General features: G+C 63.0%; 15 protein-coding genes. 7 read left to right on the top strand and 8 right to left on the bottom strand.

Going from position 1 to position 18,753, the window contains the following annotated elements:
• Positions 1-6 precede the first annotated feature (6 nt).
• The 8 genes from GWP04_03470 to GWP04_03435 form a co-directional block, all read right to left on the bottom strand.
• On the bottom strand, positions 7-1,584 hold the full coding sequence (locus GWP04_03470; GenBank protein NIA24608.1) for a citrate lyase subunit alpha: 1,578 nt from the start codon (positions 1,582-1,584) through the stop codon (positions 7-9).
• Positions 1,581-2,792, bottom strand: a complete 1,212-nt coding sequence (locus tag GWP04_03465; GenBank protein NIA24607.1) for an HpcH/HpaI aldolase/citrate lyase family protein — start codon at positions 2,790-2,792, stop codon at positions 1,581-1,583. Before GWP04_03465 ends, GWP04_03470 begins: the two co-directional genes overlap by 4 nt.
• Positions 2,789-3,970, bottom strand: a complete 1,182-nt coding sequence (locus GWP04_03460) for an isocitrate/isopropylmalate dehydrogenase family protein (protein ID NIA24606.1) — start codon at positions 3,968-3,970, stop codon at positions 2,789-2,791. Before GWP04_03460 ends, GWP04_03465 begins: the two co-directional genes overlap by 4 nt.
• 20 nt (positions 3,971-3,990) lie before the next feature.
• Entirely contained in the window at positions 3,991-5,940 is a 1,950-nt protein-coding gene (locus GWP04_03455) for a homoaconitase (protein NIA24605.1), read from the bottom strand.
• The gene (locus GWP04_03450) at positions 5,940-7,340 is read right to left on the bottom strand and encodes an MmgE/PrpD family protein (protein NIA24604.1); all 1,401 of its coding nucleotides are present in this window, start codon (positions 7,338-7,340) and stop codon (positions 5,940-5,942) included. Before GWP04_03450 ends, GWP04_03455 begins: the two co-directional genes overlap by 1 nt.
• A 6-nt stretch (positions 7,341-7,346) precedes the next feature.
• Complete coding sequence (locus GWP04_03445) at positions 7,347-7,889, bottom strand: HD domain-containing protein (protein NIA24603.1); 543 nt, start codon at positions 7,887-7,889, stop codon at positions 7,347-7,349.
• A gap of 499 nt (positions 7,890-8,388) precedes the next feature.
• Positions 8,389-9,342, bottom strand: a complete 954-nt coding sequence (locus tag GWP04_03440) for a hypothetical protein (protein NIA24602.1) — start codon at positions 9,340-9,342, stop codon at positions 8,389-8,391.
• A gap of 4 nt (positions 9,343-9,346) precedes the next feature.
• Positions 9,347-10,663, bottom strand: a complete 1,317-nt coding sequence (locus tag GWP04_03435) for a nitrate reductase (protein ID NIA24601.1) — start codon at positions 10,661-10,663, stop codon at positions 9,347-9,349.
• Between the two features lie 433 nt (positions 10,664-11,096).
• Between GWP04_03435 and GWP04_03430 the strand changes: the two genes are divergently transcribed.
• The 7 genes from GWP04_03430 to GWP04_03400 form a co-directional block, all read left to right on the top strand.
• A complete protein-coding gene (locus GWP04_03430; GenBank protein ID NIA24600.1) occupies positions 11,097-11,975 on the top strand; it encodes a sulfurtransferase in 879 nt (292 codons plus the stop codon).
• A gap of 6 nt (positions 11,976-11,981) precedes the next feature.
• Positions 11,982-13,736, top strand: a complete 1,755-nt coding sequence (locus tag GWP04_03425; protein ID NIA24599.1) for an NADPH-dependent assimilatory sulfite reductase hemoprotein subunit — start codon at positions 11,982-11,984, stop codon at positions 13,734-13,736.
• A complete protein-coding gene (locus GWP04_03420) occupies positions 13,733-14,416 on the top strand; it encodes a bifunctional precorrin-2 dehydrogenase/sirohydrochlorin ferrochelatase (protein ID NIA24598.1) in 684 nt (227 codons plus the stop codon). The genes GWP04_03425 and GWP04_03420 overlap by 4 nt, the downstream gene beginning before the upstream one ends.
• On the top strand, positions 14,413-15,096 hold the full coding sequence (locus tag GWP04_03415; GenBank protein NIA24597.1) for a phosphoadenylyl-sulfate reductase: 684 nt from the start codon (positions 14,413-14,415) through the stop codon (positions 15,094-15,096). Before GWP04_03420 ends, GWP04_03415 begins: the two co-directional genes overlap by 4 nt.
• Positions 15,093-16,046 carry a uroporphyrinogen-III C-methyltransferase gene (cobA, locus tag GWP04_03410; GenBank protein NIA24596.1) on the top strand — a complete coding sequence of 318 codons (954 nt, stop codon included), beginning with the start codon at positions 15,093-15,095 and terminating at the stop codon, positions 16,044-16,046. The genes GWP04_03415 and cobA overlap by 4 nt, the downstream gene beginning before the upstream one ends.
• A complete protein-coding gene (locus tag GWP04_03405; protein NIA24595.1) occupies positions 16,043-17,395 on the top strand; it encodes a pyridoxal-phosphate dependent enzyme in 1,353 nt (450 codons plus the stop codon). The genes cobA and GWP04_03405 overlap by 4 nt, the downstream gene beginning before the upstream one ends.
• Before the next feature lie 177 nt (positions 17,396-17,572).
• Positions 17,573-18,753, top strand: a 1,181-nt coding sequence (locus GWP04_03400) for a PAS domain S-box protein (protein NIA24594.1), incomplete at its 3' end; no start/stop codon positions are given.

Below are 18,753 nucleotides of genomic sequence, written 5' to 3'. Positions count from 1 at the left end.
CAGGGTTCAACTGTGGGGGGTGGAATCGACGCCAGGCTGCCACACGGTGTCGAGGACCGTGCCGTCCACCCACTTGATCACGGCCACAGGCCGGTCTGTCAGCACGGCCGGCTCCGGCTTGCCTCCGCAGATACGCTCCACGTCGGCCTGCAAGCTGTGAATGTCGACGATGGGAAGATCAGAACCCTCCGTTGCATCCAGCAGGTCTTGGCGCCTCGGGTTGATGGCGATACCGCGCTCCGTCACCACGACGTCGATGAGTTCGGCCGGGCCCGTGAGCGTGGTCACTCGATCGCGAATGACGGGGTTTCGATCGCGAAACGACGGCATCGCCAAGATCGTGCAGCCGGCGAAGAGGCAGTTCTGCCAGCCGCCGATGCCATGCAGGAGGCGCCCGTCGGAATGTGTCACCACGTTGGCGTTGAAATCAACATCCACCTCGGTTGCACCAAGAACGACGGTATCGACCATGCTCGCGAAGTTGCCTTTGCCGTTGAAGTTGTACGAAGTGAACGGAGAGGTCGCCACATGGCGTGCGTCTGTCGCTATGGATTGGATGCCGCTGAGATCGAACGTCTGACCGTCGAGGATGTAGTCCGTCAGGCCTTCCTGCAACATGTCCACCAGTACACGGGTGGAACCTCCGCGGACGAACCGTGCAGTGACGCCGGCATCTCGCATCATGTCCGCGAGGAACGCTGTGAAGGCAAGTGAGATGCCCCCAGCTCCCGCCTGGAATGAGAAGCCCTCCCGCAAGATGCCTGCATCTCTGACGAACCGTGCCGCGTACTCCGCGATGATGAGCCGGTCCGGGCTCTTTGTGATCTGCGTCGTGCCGGAGACGATCTTGCCCGGGTCCCCGATCGAAGGCACCTCAACCACGTAATCGACATTGTTGCCCTGTATCTGCCAGGGAACGCACGGGAAGGGAACGAGCCCGTCGGTAACGACGATGACGTGATCGGCATACAGGGAATCTGCCAGAGCGAAGCCAAGGGATCCGCAGGCCGACTTGCCGTGTGCGCCGTTCGCGTTGCCGAACATGTCTGCGCTCGGAGCGGCGATCACGGCAATGTCGATGTGCACCTCGCCGTCGGAGATTGCCTGCCACCGGCCGCCGTGTGAGCGAAGTACGCCCAGTCCACGCATCCTTCCCTCTGAGCAGTACTCCCCCAGCGGCCCGTTCATGCTGCCTTCGATGTGGTGGACGACGCCGGCTTCCATCAGGTCGATCACGGGTTCGTGGCAGGGGAATGACGCACTCGGAAACCAGGTCAGGTCGCGGATCCCCATGTCCCTCGCGGCATCGAGGAGGCTCAGAGCCACACGGTCTCCGTTGCGAAGGTGATGATGGGTAGAGACGACCATCCCATCGGACAGACCGCACCGTTCGAGGGCCACCTGCAGGGATGCGACACGTTTGTCTCCGTTGTCCGGATAGTCAGACGAGACTCGGATCGGAGGGCCTGCCTTGTTGCCGACCGGCCGGTGGCCGCCGATGCCCTGGTAGGGGGTCTGCTCATGACCGTTTACGACGGTTGGAACCATCCGACCCACGGCGTTCTCGGTGAATTCGGTCGTCATTGCCCGCTCCCCTCCTCCGCCAAGAGGCCCAGGGCTCGAGCCCGCTCGACGACCTTCATCGCTCTCTGCACCACCGGCGCATCGATCATCTTGGAGCCGATGCTTACGATGGCCAAGCCTTCTCGCTGGGCTCGCTCGAAGGCAGCAACGATCTCCTGCGCCCGCTCGATCTCCTTCGGAGTCGGGGCAAATGCGTGGTGAACAACCGGAATCTGGCGTGGATGGAGACAGCCCATTCCTTCGAAACCCAGCGCCTTCGATCTCTCACACCAGGATGTCAGACCCTCGAGATCGGATACGTCGGCGTAGACCGAGTCGATCGGCTGGACGCCCGCGGCCGCTGCGCCATTGACGATACGCTCCCGTGCGTACTGCGTTGCCTGCTCCTTGGCGGACCCGGACACTCCGAGGTCCGCCATCAGATCTTCCAGTCCCACGGTGAGGGCGACGACCCTGTCGGAAGAGCGGGCGATATCGAACGCCGATTCGACTCCGAGTGCAGACTCGACGATCGGCATGATCCAGATCGGCCGATGCCACCCCAGTCTCTCGAGCAAGGTGGTAATCGTTCGGTCGACCTCTTCGATCTCGGTCGGATCTTCAACTTTCGGGACGAGGATCAGATCCGGTCCACTGGGGATCACCGCCTCGAGGTCGTCCAACCCGACCGGAAGCTGATTGATGCGGACCATGATCTCTGCCCCGGCGAAATCCAGGTGCCGAACGGCATTGGCGACCAGAAGCCGAGCGCTGTCCTTCTCGGCCGGGTGCACCGAGTCCTCGAGATCCAGGATGAGAGCGTCGGAACCGTAGAGGCCCGCGTTGACCATGTACTTCGGATCGTTCCCGGGAAGGTACAGCCGGGACCGTCGCAGCCGACGGCGCTCGGACGGAGCGCTGTCGGGTTCGGGAACGAGATCGAGCGGCTTCTCGCCGAGGAGTCCGGCCCTGAGCGCCGCAGTCTCGACCCGTGCGGCAATGGTGAAAGGAAGCGCTCCCATGTCGTGGATCGTGACTCGCGCGTTCTCGAGACCGAGGTGCTCCAACTGGTCGCGGACCTGATCTCGGATCGCACCCCCGTAATAAGCCTCGACCTTGGACTCCAGGTCGACCGTGAGACCCCCATCTTCACGTTCTTCGATCTTGACGCGCACGTCGGAGCGGACACCGGGGCCCGCGAAGCCCGCTTCGGCGCTTCGCCCGGTCACAAGGCGTCCAGGATCGCGTCGGTCATTTCGGAGGTGGTGGCGGCGCCCGCGTCGACGACCCCCGGCCCGCCGGGAAGGTGCATCATGTCGTAGGTTCGAACCGCGCCGTCACGGATGACCTTGCCGACGGCCTCTCTGACCCGACTGGCCTTCTCCTTTTCGCCGACGTGATCCAGCAACATGGCGGCAGTCAGGATCATGGCGATGGGGTTGACGATCGATGGCACCAGCTCCGCGTACTTCGGCGCCGAACCGTGTGTCGGTTCGAACACTGCCACCTCGTCCCCGATGTTTCCAGAGCAGGCGAAGCCAAGCCCGCCCACCAGGCCCGCGAAGCCGTCGGAGATGATGTCGCCGAAGAGGTTCCCTGCCACGAGGACTCCGTAGTTCTCCGGATTCTTGGTGAGCCACATCATCTGGGCGTCGATGTTCGTCGACCACCGTTCGATGTTCGGGTACTCGGCCCCGATCTCTTTGGCAACGTCCTCGAGCATGCCCGATGTCTCTCTCAGGACATTGGGCTTCTCGCACACGGTGACCGATCGATAGCCGTACTTTGCGGCGTATTCGAATGCGGCGCGGACGATGCGTCGGCATGCGTTGCGTGAGAACACGCGAGTGGAAATCGCCAGATCCGCGCTGGGAATGGTGGTGAATGGTGCGAATTTGGGATGCGTTGCCAGCGCCTCGAGAACCTCGGTTGGAGGATCGGTCCACTCGACGCCGGCGTAGAGACCTTCAGTGTTCTGGCGGAAGATCACCGCATCCACTGGGGGCTCCTCGACACCGTTGCCGGTTTGCCGGACGAAGTTGAGCGGGTTTCCTGCGTAGGAGCGACAGGGTCGCACACAGATGTCCAGGCCGAAACGCTGACGAAGTCCAACGATTGGGCTGAAGTACACGTGGCCCTGCCCCCGCAGTTCGGGAGCGAGCTCGGCTTCTGCCGCCGCCTTGGGCTTGGAGGTGATGGCGCCGAACAGACCGAGTTTGTGCTCGGCGAGGAGATCGATCGTGGCCTGCGGGAGGGGGTTGCCCTGCTCCCGCCAGCACTCCCAGCCAATGTCGGCATGCACATAGTCTGCTTCGAAACCGACCCCGTCGAGGACGCGGGTCGCTTCTGGGAGTACAAGGGCGCCGATGCCATCACCTGGCATCGTCACGACGGTCCTTCGAGTCATTACATCCTCCTTGGGAATGGTCACGTCACTGAAAGTTGCCGGCGAACGGCGTTCTCCAGACCGCCGGCAGCCACGAGAGATTGGGGTACTTCGCTGAGTACTGGAAATGGGAAGACCCGGTTATCGAACGAGACTTCCCCGGACGTGAAATCGACACTCAGGGTGTCGTCCGAGAAGACGGACCGGGGGCCGGTGTCAATCGCGGTTGTGAACTTCTCTCGCAGGTACGCGACGAGTTCGGGGCATTCGATGCACACGAAGCCATTGTTGAAGGCGTTGCGCAGGTAGGTCTGTGAGTAGCTCGCTGCGATCACCATGGCGATGCCCGCCGCCTGAAGAGCGGTCGCCGCCTGTTCGCGACTGGAGCCTGTTCCGAAGTTGTCACCGCCGATGAGAATGTCACCCGGTCGGATCTTGGAAGCGAACTCCGGGTCGTAGTTCTCCATGACAACGCCCGCCATGGCTTCGGGTGTCATGTCGTCACGGTAGGTGTAGTCCTTGCTGTAGATGCCGTCCGTGTTGATGTTGTCCTGGGTGAGCAACACGATCCGGCCCTCCAACCGCGCGGGGAATCCTTCTTCGATCGTCACCTTCCTCGCCCGGCTCGCAACGGAGCGACTCGCAACGTGGATGCTTCTCCGGGGAGCGCGATCGGGCCAGCCGCCCACACCACAGATATGGCCGGCAACGGCGGAGGCCGCCACCACCTGGGGACTGGCGAGATAAGCCTGTGCGTCGCGTGAGCCCATGCGGCCTTTGAAGTTCCGGTTCGTCGCAGAGATTCCCACCTCTCCTGCTTCGAGCAGACCGGTTCCCAGACCGATGCAGGGGCCACACCCGGGTGGCAACGGTCGGCCGCCGGCATCCAGGATCGTCTGCCAGTGTCCGGCGGCTTCGGCACGCTCTTGCACTTCCCGGCTGGCCGCAGCGAAGTAGAGCTCGACGCGGTCGGCGACCTGCCTGCCTTCGAGTTCCTCGGCGGCAGCGGCAAGATCTTCGAAGCGTGAATTCACGCAGGACAGCAAGTAGGCCTTGTCGACGGGCACGGCCTGTTCCTGGATCGTCGCGAGCGACCTGGTGGCTTGCACGGTATCGGGACCATTGATGTGGGGAGTGACTTCGTCGAGGTCGAGCACGATGTGCGCTGCGCAGTCGGCCAGCGGATCGCCGACGAGGTAGTCGGCCACCGTATCTGGGATGCCACCAAGGCGCTGCCGCCCTCGTGGTCCAAGGACGCCACGTCGCCATTCGAGGTACTCGAGCGTGGTCTCGTCAACCGGGAACCATCCTACGAGAGCACCCCATTCGGTCGTCATATTGGAGATGGTGAGCCGTGCATCCATGCTGAGGCTCTTCACTCCAGGTCCGCTGAATTCGACGGCTGCGTTGAGCACTTCACCGTGGGAGTAGAGGCCGCAGAGGATGAGAATCACGTCTTTGCCCGTTGTTCCCTCAGGAAGCTCTCCCACCAACTCGACACGAACCGTGCGCGGAATCTGCCACCAGAACTCCCCGGTAGCCCAGATTGCTGCCGCATCGGTACGTACGACGGGTGTTCCGATGGCCCCCAGGGCCCCGTACATGTTTGCATGTGAGTCGGACGCGACGACGAATGAACCAGGAGTGACATAGCCCTGCTCGACCATGATCTGGTGGCCGATTCCTTCACCGGGAGCGTAGAAATCAACACCCTGGCTCCTGGCGAACTCTTCGATCTTGCGGTACTTGGCGAGGTTGGTCTCCGACGTGTTCTGAATGTCATGGTCGATCGCGAACACGGGTTGTCTCGGGTCTGAGACTCGTGTCGCTCCCATCGTCCGGAATTTCTTCAGCACAGGCGCCGTGTTGTCGTGAGTCAGCACATGGTCGGGAACAATGGTCACGAAGTCACCGGCCTTGATCGGTCCGCTCTTGGCACCGCCGGCGAGATGGGTTTGCGTTATCGCCTCAACGACCGTCTGGTGCCTGATCACGACGCACCATCAACACGCAACAGGTCGGTCAGATCGCGAACGCTGTCGAGGTTCTCCAGGTTCCAGACGGCATCTTTGATTTGTTGGCGACGTCCTGACGACATAACCGGTGCCGCAAGCGCGTCGAACTTCTGCTCGATCTCCGCCGAACTGAGCGGATTGCCTGGATGCCCTTTGGGATAGTCCAGATCCTTCGTGAACGTTCGACCATCGGTGGTGGTGATGGTCACGCTGACGCGTTGGCGGGCCGGGAAGTCCTTTTCGATCTCCGGGTCGGCGACCACGACGACCTTGTTCAACTGAGCACGAATATGGGGATCTTCGATTTTGTTCATCGTGAATTGGAGCGGTGTGACCTGTCGGTCGACCAAAGCCGCGGCAATTACGTAGGGCAGGCTGTGGTCGGCGGTCTCTCGGTTGTGTGGCGCGTACTTGCTGGGATCGGCCAAGATGTCCGCAGCCCGCGCGAGCGATCGAATCCTGACCTCTTCGACGTCGTCCGCCGCAAGGTCATGCTCGGTCACGAGGTCGAGCACTGCGGAAATTGGGGTATGTGTGAGGGCTTCGGTCGGAAACGCTTTCATGCCGCAGCGTGTGATCCGCCACGATTCTCCGAGCCCGTCCGTCAGGACTTCGAGTTTCCATTCGGGGCCGAGCGTCTCGACCAGTCCTTCCTTGCCGTCGATCACGTGCTCGGGTCCCGTGTAGCCCCGTTCGGCGAGGAGCGCTGCCAGGACACCGCGTTGTGTAGCGAGGGGATCTACGGTGTTCTTCATCATCGTGAGCTTGCCGGCTGTGACCGCGCCGAGCGTCGCTTGCGAGCTCCCCGAGATCCCGACTGCATGTTGGATGCGGTCTGCATCGAGATGCAGCATTCGTCCGGCCACGAACGCAGCGGCGAAAGCGGTCAATGTCGCATGGTGCCACCCACGTTCGCGAATACCGGGAAACGCCGCCTCGCAAAGCCGCATCTCGAACTCGTGGCCAAGAATGATCCCGACGCACAGCTCCTTGCCGCCGCCGTCGGAGCGCTCGACGAGGGCAAGAGCCCCGGGGATGATGTCCGAGGGATGCGAAGGATCCTGCTGCCAGTAGATGTCGTTGTAGTCCATCGCCCTCACCATCAAGGCGTTGGCAAGGGACGCCGACACGGCGTCCACCCTTCTGCCGGTGCCGATCACGGTCGCCGGACCGGATCCTGCGGTCTCCTCCAACACGTCCAGCAGGATCTTCACATCATGTTGGGTGTAGCCACCAAGCGCGCAACCAAGCGAGTCGAGGAGATAGCGCTTCGCTTGATGGATTCCTTCTTCGGACAAGTCGGCGAATGTCAGGTCGGCGGCCCAGCGGGCCATGGGGGCAGTGATCATCTCGGAAGCGGCATGGGGGCTCTTCATTGGTTGTTACCTCGTCAGATTCTTGAAAGGAAGGAAACTCATGAAGTCGGCATGGTGCAGGATGGTCGCCTCGACCGAGCGCGTCACAAGATCCCCCTCATGGGAATGGGCGGCGATGATGTGACAAATCGAGTCGGGTACACCGCACTCCTTGGCAAGCGCCACACCCGTGAACGGATGACGTAGAAGGCGACCCGATTCGCTCTGGACGGCCTTGCCGTCGACCTTTTCGTACTCGAGTAACTTCCCCACGTCGATCAGAATGCCGCCGGCGAGCACCGTGTCCATGTCGATGCTCAACGCGCTGCCGAGGAACTCTTGCATCGCCTCCGCGGCCCCGCGCGCAATGTGCACAACACAGCGTTTGTGCTCCATGAACGAGGTTGGGCAGTCGGGGACGAGCAGGGTGAAAGGGATCTCATGCAGGTCGTCCGGCTCCAACGGACTGCGCTCGAACGCGAGCACCCAGGTGTCGAGAGTCCTCTCTCGGAGTTCCAGATCCTGGATCCAGTCGAGTTCGGGCCAAAGCAGGCGGACGGCGTCGCGCATCTCAGTATTCGTCATGATGTCAGAGTCTCTCACGGAGACGTGAGTCTTGGCAAAGTCCACTGGAAACACGAGATACGGCGGGTCGTTTGGTCCTGTGTTCGAGGATTCGTCGAGAAATCATCAGCGTTCCTTTCGACCGATTCTGGGGATCTGTGCGATAGGCACGTGTGAGCCTGTTGATCAAGTCGATGACAGGCTCGAGTGTCGAAATACCACGAATGTGTACTGAGTTGCCACACCCCCAAACGACACCGAGCAGAGTGCATGCGGCAGTATGGCCGATTCCGATCAGCATGTCTTGCACATCGGCACGAGTGTCGAGCGTGCGAGTCTGTGGTCTGCTCATTTCGGAAGAACCGGCCGAGGTTGGTGTCAGAGGATGGACACGACACCCGACCCCGCGCAGCGCGCGATCGGGCGGTGTCCCACGAGTCGTGTCGCCCCCTGCATTGGTCGGTTCCGAGCCGCTCCACGCGATGGCCGGCACTCTGCAAGCCGGCTACCCGGCGGTCCTTGCCGATGAGGTTCCGTCAACGGACGGCGCCTTTCTTGCCGGCCGCTCAGATCGTGGGTCCAGCAGCGCCACAAGTCCGAAGGTCCCAGTGTTGGCGAACAACAACGGTGCCATGAACGGCGCCCCTGTGATGAAACGCTCGGCGACGATCACGCCGCGCGAGGTCAGGTTGTCGTCGATGTGGAATACGGTCCCGAGCACTCCCGTGGCGATCAACAGCAGCATGGCGATCACGTATCCGGCGATGTCGCTGCGCCGGGGCCGGGGAATGGCCGCCAGCACGAGGGCGGCCATGGCGCCGAAGACCCCGAGCAGTGTCGGGATCCAGAGATACGGGTTTTCGAATCCGGTGCGGGCGTGGTCGAACACCGCCGCTACGGTCGTGCCGGCGGCTGCCAGAGCAACGATGAGCAGATACGCTCGCGTCTTGGCGAGAGGCAGCCGCAGATAGGCCCCGCGAAGCATTCTGAGGCGGCCGCTGTCGGGGGGATCCTCGATCCACACGGCACTGATCCCCCACAGGGCCACGATGATGAACATCACCGGTCCGACGAATGGTGGGCCCCACACCAGCAGACGGGTGCTCAGCCTTTCGGCCAGCGGTCCGACCGGGAGGGCGGCCCGCTCCAGGTGGTAGTAGACACCCATGACGCCGACCACCGCGCTGGCCACGAACGTCGCGTTGGCCAAGACGGTGGCAACCCCCCGGCGTTTGATGGCAAGGGCTCCCGCCAGAATGAGCACGACACCGGCGGCCGGTCCGAAGATGATCGGAATCCACTCTCCGGCAACGATGCTTCCGCTGACGTTGTGAGCCATGTAGATGTCGACGCCGAGGAAGATCTCGTTCACTGCGGCGAGTAACAGCACGATCTGATCCCGGGACAGTGGCAGGCGCCGTTCCCGGAGGTTGGGAAACAGCTCGGCCAGAAGGTACATCCGGCTACCTGGATCCCTCGAGCCCGGCTTCGGCGAGCTTGTCGGCGACCATCTCCCGCAACTCGGCCAGGTCGTCCAGGAGTTCGTACGCACCGTGCCACTGTGCGTAGTCGGGACCCTGCATCCAGGTTCCGAACTTGGCGGTGCGACCCCAGTGGTGCCACAGGTTGAAGAAGGTGAAGTCGATCGGTTCGTCGAACGGCTCCGGAGTGAGCAGGTCGTTGTCCTTGAGCGGTTGGATGATCTCGCGGCTCTCCAACACCCACTCGTTCACCCGCTCGGTGGCTGCGTCGGCGGCCGCGTAGAAGTCGTCGATGAAAGTCGTGTTGTGGCACTCGAAGCACACCGATTGCATCCGCACCCGGTTGCTGTCGGCATTGGGCCGCAGTTCGCTCACCGAGGAGAACAGGAACCAGGTGAGTCGCTCTCCCACGTCGTGGGTCGTCCCGGTGGCTCCGAACCCGCTCATATGACAGATGGCACACGTCGGTGCCGGAAAGTCGGCGACCGTGGCGGTCCCGGCTTCTACGTCCCAGTTCCACTGATCTCCACCGACGTGATACGAGATCCCATGTGGGGACTCCTCGTAGATCTCCCACTGTGGATGGTCGGGACCGATGTGGCATGCGTTACAGGTTTCGGGCTTCCGAGCCTGTTCCAGGCTGAACTCGTGGCGAAGGTGGCATTGCTGGCATTCGCCGACTGAACCGTCTGCTGCCGGAAGGCCGATGTTGTGACAGCTCTCGCAGGTGAAGCGCGTCATCGCCGGTCCTTCGATGGCAAAGATGGCATTGCGCTCCTTGTCCGGAGCGAAGCCGCCCTCCGGAATCGCCTCGTACTGCGCCAGCAATTCTGCAGACAGTCCTTCGGTACCGGCCATCGCTACGTACGCGGGAAGGCTGTGGCGACTGGCGTAGTATTCGTTGACTTCGGCGGGATGGCACTTCTCACACATCGCGGTCGTCGGTGAGCCCAGCACCCAGGTCCCCTCATGTTCATGGGCTCCCGGGTAATCGGCCGCCACTTCATGACAGTCCTCGCAGGCAACGTTGGCCACGGCCATCGTGCTGTGACCGTACTGCTCGACGATCCCTGGTGTGGCGTTGCGATGGCACGAGACACATGCGTTGCTGCTGGAGGCGAGGACGTTCACGCGTTCCTCAGGTCCCGCGACCTGGGTGCCCGAAGCGAGGATGATCAGGATGATGACCGCCATGATGACGACCGCGACACCGCCGATAATGAGGAGCCGCCAGGTCGACCACCAGGCGACGGGTCCCTCGTTCCCCGGCCCGAGTTCCCTATCAGGTTCCGTAGTCATGCTACCCCTCCCCTACGCTGATGCCCTTCAACCTAGTGCCTCGGCTATCGACTTCTGCGCTGTTTTGTTGGCGGGGAATACCCCTCGTCGTGTCCTTGCCCCGACGTGCTTCCAGACTACGCGTTCGTTTAGCGTGCGTGCCGGCCAAAACGTCGAACAGCTTGTCCGTCGCTGGGTAGCCGCACCTGCCCGTTTTGGAGGCGGCAGAGACCGTGTGCTTGCGGGGATTCCCTCGGCACGGTACATTGCGGCCCTCATGTTGTGGATGATGTGTACGTGTCGAAGCTCTCGGGTGGTCCACCCGAGCGTCGGCGTGTCCATCGCCTCACGCTCCTGACGACGCCACCACCCGTCAGCATTCTCCGGCGTCGTCTCCCCTTCCGGATAGCCGTCGTTCGTTGGCGACGGTCCGCAACTTCAGGAGCGACCAAACATGAGCTATGCCAACCCGGACGCCCTCGTCACGACCGAGTGGCTGGAGCGCCGCCTCGAGGATCCCCGGATCCGAATTCTCGAGATGGCAGCCGATCCCTTTACCTACGATCACGGTCACGTTCCGGGCGCAATCCTTTGGAGTGGACTCTGCGATCTGCAACGCCCGAAGCCGCCTTCCTGCCCCGACCGGACCGAAGTGAGCCGAGTTCTCTCGCGAGCCCGGGTAGCCGATACCTCCACAGTGATCGTGTATGGAGGGCCCGGCAACTGGCTGGGAGCGTTCGGCTACTGGCTTCTCAAGTACCGGGGTTTCGATCAAGTTCGCCTCCTCGATGGAGGGCGCGAGAAGTGGCAACTGGAGGCACGTCCGCTGACTCGAGAGGTTCCCTCATCAGAAAGCGGCAGCTTTCCCTTGACGAGCGCAGACCGACGTGAGCTGAGAGCGAGTCGAGACCAAATCCTCGCCGGGGACGGTGATACCGTCCTCGTTGACACGCGTTCACCTCAGGAATACCGGGGCGATCAGCTGGCGCCCCCCAACGCATCGCAGCACCAGGGTTACCCGGGAGGCCACATTCCCGGGGCCAGGAATGTTCCCTGGCCGCGCACGACCAACGCCGACCGAAGCTTCCGTTCCTTCGAGAATCTGCGTGCGGTCTTCGAGCGTGAGTCCATCCCCCGAGAGGCGCGAGTCGTCACGTACTCACTGTCGGGCGCACGGTCCGCCCACACCTGGTTCGTCCTCAAGGAGCTCCTGGGCTACCCGCGGGTTCAGCACTATGACGGCTCCTGGGTCGACTACACGGCCGGCGGCGCGCCGGTGGAACTGGGCGAACGGCGGCAGACGGCCGCCGCGTCCGCCCTGGAGGGTTGCTGAGTGGCCATGACCTCCATCGAGCATTCCCTCGTCGAACAGATCAAGGCCGGCAGCGGCTTCCTCCGCGGCACCGTCGTCGAGGAGTTGAGCGACGAAAGACCATCGTTCAGCAGGGAGAACGTCGTCACTCTGAAGTTCCACGGGATTACCGAGGAGGATGATCGAGATGTCCGCTCCGGCTTGCCGACCGGCGCGAGCCCGGACGTCATCTTCATGGTGAGGGCAGTGATTCCGGGAGGCGTCCTGACTGCCGACCAGTACCTGGCATTCGATGCCTTGGCTGACCAGGCCGGGAACGGGACTCTCCGCCTCACGACCCGTCAAGCGGTTCAGTTCCACCACACTCGCAAGACCGACCTCTCCTCGCTGATACGTACATTGAACGAGCATCTGGTCACCACCTTCGGCGCCAGCGGCGACGCGGTGCGCAACGTGATGAGTTGTCCGGCACCTTTCTCCGACAGGACCGACACAGGGCTGGTCACCTTCGCCGAGAGGATCGCCGATCACTTCCGGCCACGGACCCGCGCCTACTACGAGATATGGATGAACGGTGAGCGTGCGGTCACCGCCGCCGTGCAGGAGCCCCTCTACGGAAAGACCTACCTTCCCCGAAAGTTCAAGATCGGCCTGGCCTTCCCCGAAGACAATTGCATCGACGTCTACTCCCAGGATGTCGGCATCGTCGCCGACATCCGATCCGGGAGTCTGGAGGGGTTCACACTGCTGGTCGGAGGCGGCCTGGGCCGGACCCACGGTAGGCCCGACACCTTCCCGCGGCTGGCCGATCCGCTCTGCTTCGTTGCTCCCGACGAGCTCTTGGAAGTGCTCACAGCGATCGTCGGCCTCCACCGGGACTTTGGGGACCGGGTGGACCGCAGGCAAGCCCGCCTCAAATACCTCATCGACCACTGGGGCGTAGACATTTTCAAGGATGCTCTCGAACAGCGCGTCGGCCGACGTCTCGCCGACCCGAAGCTCCTGTCGTGGACCGGTGCCGACGACCATCTCGGCGTGCACCGCCAGGACGACCACCGGTGGTTCCTGGGAGTGCCCATCGAAGCGGGACGCATCACAGACCGCGGCGACGTTCTCCTGCGCACCGGGCTTCGTGCCGTCGTCGAACGGTTCCGGCCCGGAATCCGGCTCACCCCCGGCCAAAACCTGCTCCTCACCGACCTCACCGACACCGCACGAGCACACGTGACGTCCACGCTGGAAGACCACGGTGTGCTCCCAGCCGGTCGGATACCCCCGGTGGTCCTGCACTCCATGGCATGCCCGGCGCTTCCCACCTGCCCCCTGGCCGTCACCGAATCCGAACGTGTCCTTCCCGAGGTGACACGGGCTCTCCAGGCGGAACTGGAAGCGCTGGGGATCGGTGAGGAAGGCATCCGAGTGCGCATGACCGGCTGCCCCAACGGATGCGCGCGCCCGTACACGGCCGAGATTGCCCTCGTCGGCCGCCGCAAAGGCGCCTACGACGTGCACCTGGGCGGCAGCACACTTGGGACCCGTCTCAACGTGCTCCTGGCCGAGAACGTAGCCGAGGAGAACCTGGTCAGCCTGCTGTCACCGATCCTCGCTACCTACCGGGATGGTCGGTACGAGGGAGAGACGTTCGGAGACTTCTGCCGCCGCAGCGGCGTCGGGAGCGGCGAGAGGGCCGACCGAGGAGATCAGTTTCCCGTTGCGACATCCGACCCGATTGATGCCACCGACCGCCCACAATCCCCGATCCACGGAGCGACCTTGCCATGACCATCACCTACCCACACAAACGGCCGTCCGAACGCGTCCCGGCGCATTACCCGCTGTTGCTCCGTCTCGAGGGTCGCTCCTGCGTAGTGGTTGGAGGGGGAAGGGTGGCCGAGGGCAAAGTCGAGGGTCTCCTCGCCGCCGGTGGCGACGTCACCGTGGTTGGCCCCGAGTTGACCGAACGGCTGCTCGGATGGTTCGAAGAGGGGCGGATCGGCTGGAAACCGACGCCCTACCGGAAGGGTGACCTCGCCGGCTGCTTCCTCGCCGTCGCGGCCACCGAGGACCGCGACGTCAACGAGAAGGTCTGGAAAGAGGCCCAAGCACGCTCGATCCTACTGAACGCCCCCGATGACCCGTCCCACTGCAACTTCCTCCTGCCTGCAGTCCACCGGCAAGGCGATCTTGTTGTGACAGTCTCCTCCAGCGGACGCGCTCCGGCCTTCTCTGTCTGGCTGCGGGACCGGATCGCCGAGGACATCGGATCCGAGTACGGAACCTATCTCGATCTCCTGGCCGACCTGAGAACGCAGGTGGCCCGGCGTTTTCCCGATCCAACACAACGACGGCAGGTCTGGAAAGCGCTGATCGGCGCCAAAACCTTGGAACTGATCCGGCGTGGGGACCTGGGTGCCGCCCACCGCGCCGTCTCCGACCTACTCGACGTCGAGGAGGGACTATGACAGCGGTGACTCGCACACGCAAAGAGCTGAAGGCCGAGACGCTGGTCGGTGCGGCCCTGGAGTATCCGGGGACGGCCGGCATCACCTGCAGCTTCCAGGCCGGTGGCATCGCCTTGCTCAGCATCATTCGACGATTCCGGCGTGACATCCCGGTCCTGTTCGTGGACACCGGTCTCCACTTCACCGAGACGTACGCCTTCCGTGACCGGCTCGCGCGCGAGTGGGACCTCAACCTCGTGAATATCACCCCCGGCGACTTGTCGGCTGACGGTCCCAGCGATGACCTGCCCCACACCAATCCTGATCTCTGCTGCCGGTTGCGCAAGGTCGAACCGCTGCTCCGGACGCTCGAGGACTACGACATCTGGTTCACCGCCTTGCGGCGGGACCAGGCGCCGACCAGGGCCGCTACTCCCCGAATCGACCGGTACCGGCTTCCCACCGGAAAGCAGCTCATCAAGGTGAATCCGATCGTCGACTGGACCTGGGAAGAGGTCCTCGAATTCTCGCGAGGCAACCATCTGCCGCTGCACCCTCTCTACGCCGCGGGTTACCCGAGCATCGGTTGCGCCCCCTGCACGTCGCTGCCCGTCGATCCGAGCGACGCCCGTTCCGGTCGCTGGAACGGCACCAGGACCGAGTGCGGCATCCATCCGCCGAGCGAGAAGGGGCCGGCATGAGACCGGTGATCGGAAACGATGCTGTGGCCACCGGACAGGGGACGCCAACCTCCACCGGCAAGGTGTATCTGGTCGGGGCAGGCCCCGGAGACCCTGAACTCCTCACCCTGAAGGCACTCCGCGTTCTAAAGGAAGCCGAGGTCGTGCTCCACGACCGTCTCATCAGCCCCGAGATCCTCAGCATGGTCAACCCGTCGGCACTCCGCATCGATGTGGGAAAACGACCCGGAAGCTCCGCCCACAGTCAAGATCGCATCAACAGCACAATGCTCGGATACGCGGCGTCAGGGAGGACGGTTGCGCGCCTCAAGAGCGGAGATCCGCTGATTTTCGGACGCGGAGGCGAGGAATGGGGATATCTCCGCCGCCACGACATCGAGGTGGAGATGGTGCCCGGGATCACGTCGGCAGTATCGGTGCCCGGCGTGGTCGGCATTCCCCTCACCCTGCGGGGCGTCGCTGAATCCTTCGCTGTCATCACCGGTCAGAAGGAAAACGGTTCGATGCCGGAATGGTCCCGCTACGCCCAGATCGACACGTTGGTCATCCTCATGGGGGTGCACCGACGAGGCGCCATCGCCCGTGCTCTGATCGTGGCAGGTCGGTCGCCGGACGAACCGGCCGCCTTTGTCGAGAGAGGCACCACCGGCGACGAGCGCGTGCTCGTGACCAACCTCGCGGAAATCGCTGCAGAAAGACTCGCTGTTCGGGCACCGGCGGTATTGGTCGTGGGGCAGGTCGTCGATCTCCATGTCGCCCTCGCATCGCGAGCCCGATTGTCGCCGCCGGGCCAACACCTTCGCGCTGTTGATCAAGCCGCTTTTCCGCTGGTGGACGATCACCACCCGGCCGGCGACGCCTTCCGAGCCGCGAGCAAAAGCCGCAGCCAAGAGGGAGAGCAGATCGGCGTGGCGGTTTTTCAAGAGAGTTCGATGAGGAGCGTGACGTGAACAACCATTCCCTTCGTGTCTATGAGTCGATCCTGGGACTGCTCTGCAACGCCGACAACCCCACACCACTGGTCCGTCTCACGCGCGTGGTCCCCTTCCGGCACACGCAGGTGTACGCCAAGCTGGAATGGTTCAACCCCTTCGGATCCGTGAAGGACAGGGTGGCGTTCAACATGGTCGGCGACGCCGAAGAACGCGGTGTAATCGGAACGGGCCAGAAGCTGGTGGAGCCCACCTCCGGCAATACAGGTCTTGGTCTCGTCATGGTCGCGAACAAGAAGGGCTACTCGCTGACCACTCCCCTCTCCAACGAGATCCCACCGGAGAAACGGACGATGCTGCGTTTCTTCGGAGCGAACGTGCTCGAACTGGAGGACACGCTCTGTCCCGCGCCTGGGGCACCCGAAGGCGCCGTCGCCAGGGCGATGGAAATCGCCGAACAACCTGAGTTCCACATGTTGAACCAGTACGCGAACGTGGCGAACCCTGAGGCTCACTACAGGACCACGGGACCGGAGATCTGGCGTCAGACGCAGGGCAAGGTGACCCACCTGGTCGCGGGGCTCGGCACCTGCGGCACGATCACCGGCACGGGGCAATTCCTCAAGGAACAGAACCCCGATGTCCAGGTGCTCGGCGTCCACCCCAACGAGGGACACGACATTCCGGGCGTGCGAAGTATCCGGCAACTGCAGCAGACCCGCTTCTTCCGTCCCGAGCAGTACGACGGTCTGGTGGAGGTTCGCAACAACGAGGCCTTCGATCTTTGCCTGCGGCTCAACCGCGAGGAGAGCATTACTGCGGGACCGAGCTCCGCCATGGCTCTGGAGGGCGCCTTCAAGCTGATACCCGACGAGCCGGGCAACCGCGTTGTGGTGATCTTCCCCGACAGCGCTTTCAAGTATGCCTCGTCGGTCGTCAAGCATCTGGCCGGCCTGGGAGCGGCGCAAGCGACGCCGGCAAGCGGGCAAGAGGGTCTGCTGGAACAGATGGTCGAGAACGTCAGGGCCAATGCGACCCTGACGATCGACGTCGAGTCGGCCCATGAGGTGTGGCAGAGACACAACCCGTTTGTGATGGACGTGTGCGACTACGCGAAGTACTGCGAGGGACACATTCCCGGCGCCGTCAACATGCCCCTCCAGGATCTGGACGAGCACATTGTGGACCTTCCCGAGAATCTCGACACCCCCGTACTCAGCGTGTGCCAACGGGGAAACATGTCGCTTCTTGGTGTCCTTTTCCTGACCACGCTGGGCTATCGGAATGTGCGAAGCGTTATCGGGGGAACCATCGCCTGGCGCGAGAAGGGATTCATCACCGAGTCGACGGGTCGAGGGCTCACATGATCCAGGCCCGGTGGAACTCGTTGGCGACCTCGGTGCTTTCCGGGCCCAACCTTCTGGCACGGGCGCGCCGTATCAGCGAGGAAGTACTGGACCACGCGATGCCTTGACGCTTCTCGTGATCCGTTCATCTGGCGCGATGCAGGCTTTCGCGGGGCATCACCGGTATAGTTCCTCACGGTGAATGTCTGGCCAACTGTGGAAGACTTGCACCGCCGATACGTGCACGTGGGTGTCTACGTCGCCGCAGTGTTGGGGGTCGCGTATGGAGTCGCCGCTGCCGTCAGTCGGGATATCAGCCTTGCTGTCGCGGCGGTGATCCTGTTTCTGCTCGCCGCTTTCGCTCGTTGGCAGATGAGGCATGACCGGCCTCGGCTCGACGTCCTGGTCGGTCTGGCCGGTCTTCTTTTGGTCGGATCTGCGCTGGTCAGCGAACCGGCAATCCTGCTGAGTGCTCTCCTCACGTACACGGTCTTCGCCGCCGCGGCGGCGTATCTCGGAGGGCGTTGGTTGAGCCTCTGGTTCGGCGCCGCAATCATGATCACAGCCGTCGTGTTCATCCTGAGGTTGCAGGCGCCGCCGGCCCTGACGGCACTTGCCATCGGCATTCTCGTCATCGGTAACGGCGTCGGAGGTCTGATACACCGCGAAACCGGGAGCCTGCTTCGATCAGAGGCGGCCAGGTGGGATGCCCTCTTCAGCTTGGCGCCCAACGGCATCGTCGTGATCGACACCGACGGAAACATCGTGATGGTCAATGAGCGGTTCGTCGAGATGTTCGGCCTGGTGTCCACCAGTGACGTGGTCGGTGGAACCCTCGACAGGTTCATCCCGGAGCGATTCCGGAGCAACCACCCCAAGCACGTCCGCGACTTCGCCATGTCTTCGGAACACCACCGAATGATGGAGAGAAGACCCGTGCTCCACGGGATGCGAGCCAATGGTGAGGAGTTCCGCATCGAGATTTCGATAGCGAACGTGACCTTCGATGGCCAGCACGCACTGATGGCCATCGTCCGAGATGTGACAGAACGACTGGAGAACCTGCGCAGGCTCGAGGAGATGGCCGAATCCCGGCTCCAGCTCCTGGCCTCGGTATCCCATGAGGTACGCACTCCGCTGACCGCAATACTCGGGTTTGCAGAACTTCTCAAAGCGGATACAGATCTGTCGTCTGAGGAGCGAGAGGCCATGATGAGAGATATCGCTTCTGAGGCGTCGGACATGGCGAACCTGGTAGAGGACCTCCTGGTGGGAGCGCGAGCGGAACTGGGAGAGCTCGAAGTCATCCAGGTGCCGGTCAACCTGGAGGCCCAGGCGAGCAAGGTCCTCGAGTCCCTCCGTGTCAAGGCACCTGTCGA

It is taken from the genome of Gammaproteobacteria bacterium (assembly GCA_011682695.1).
GTDB lineage: Bacteria > Actinomycetota > Acidimicrobiia > Spongiisociales > UBA4744 > BMS3Bbin01.
The sequence above is the reverse complement of the archived record's forward strand: the minus strand, read 5'-3'. Positions and strand labels throughout refer to the sequence as shown.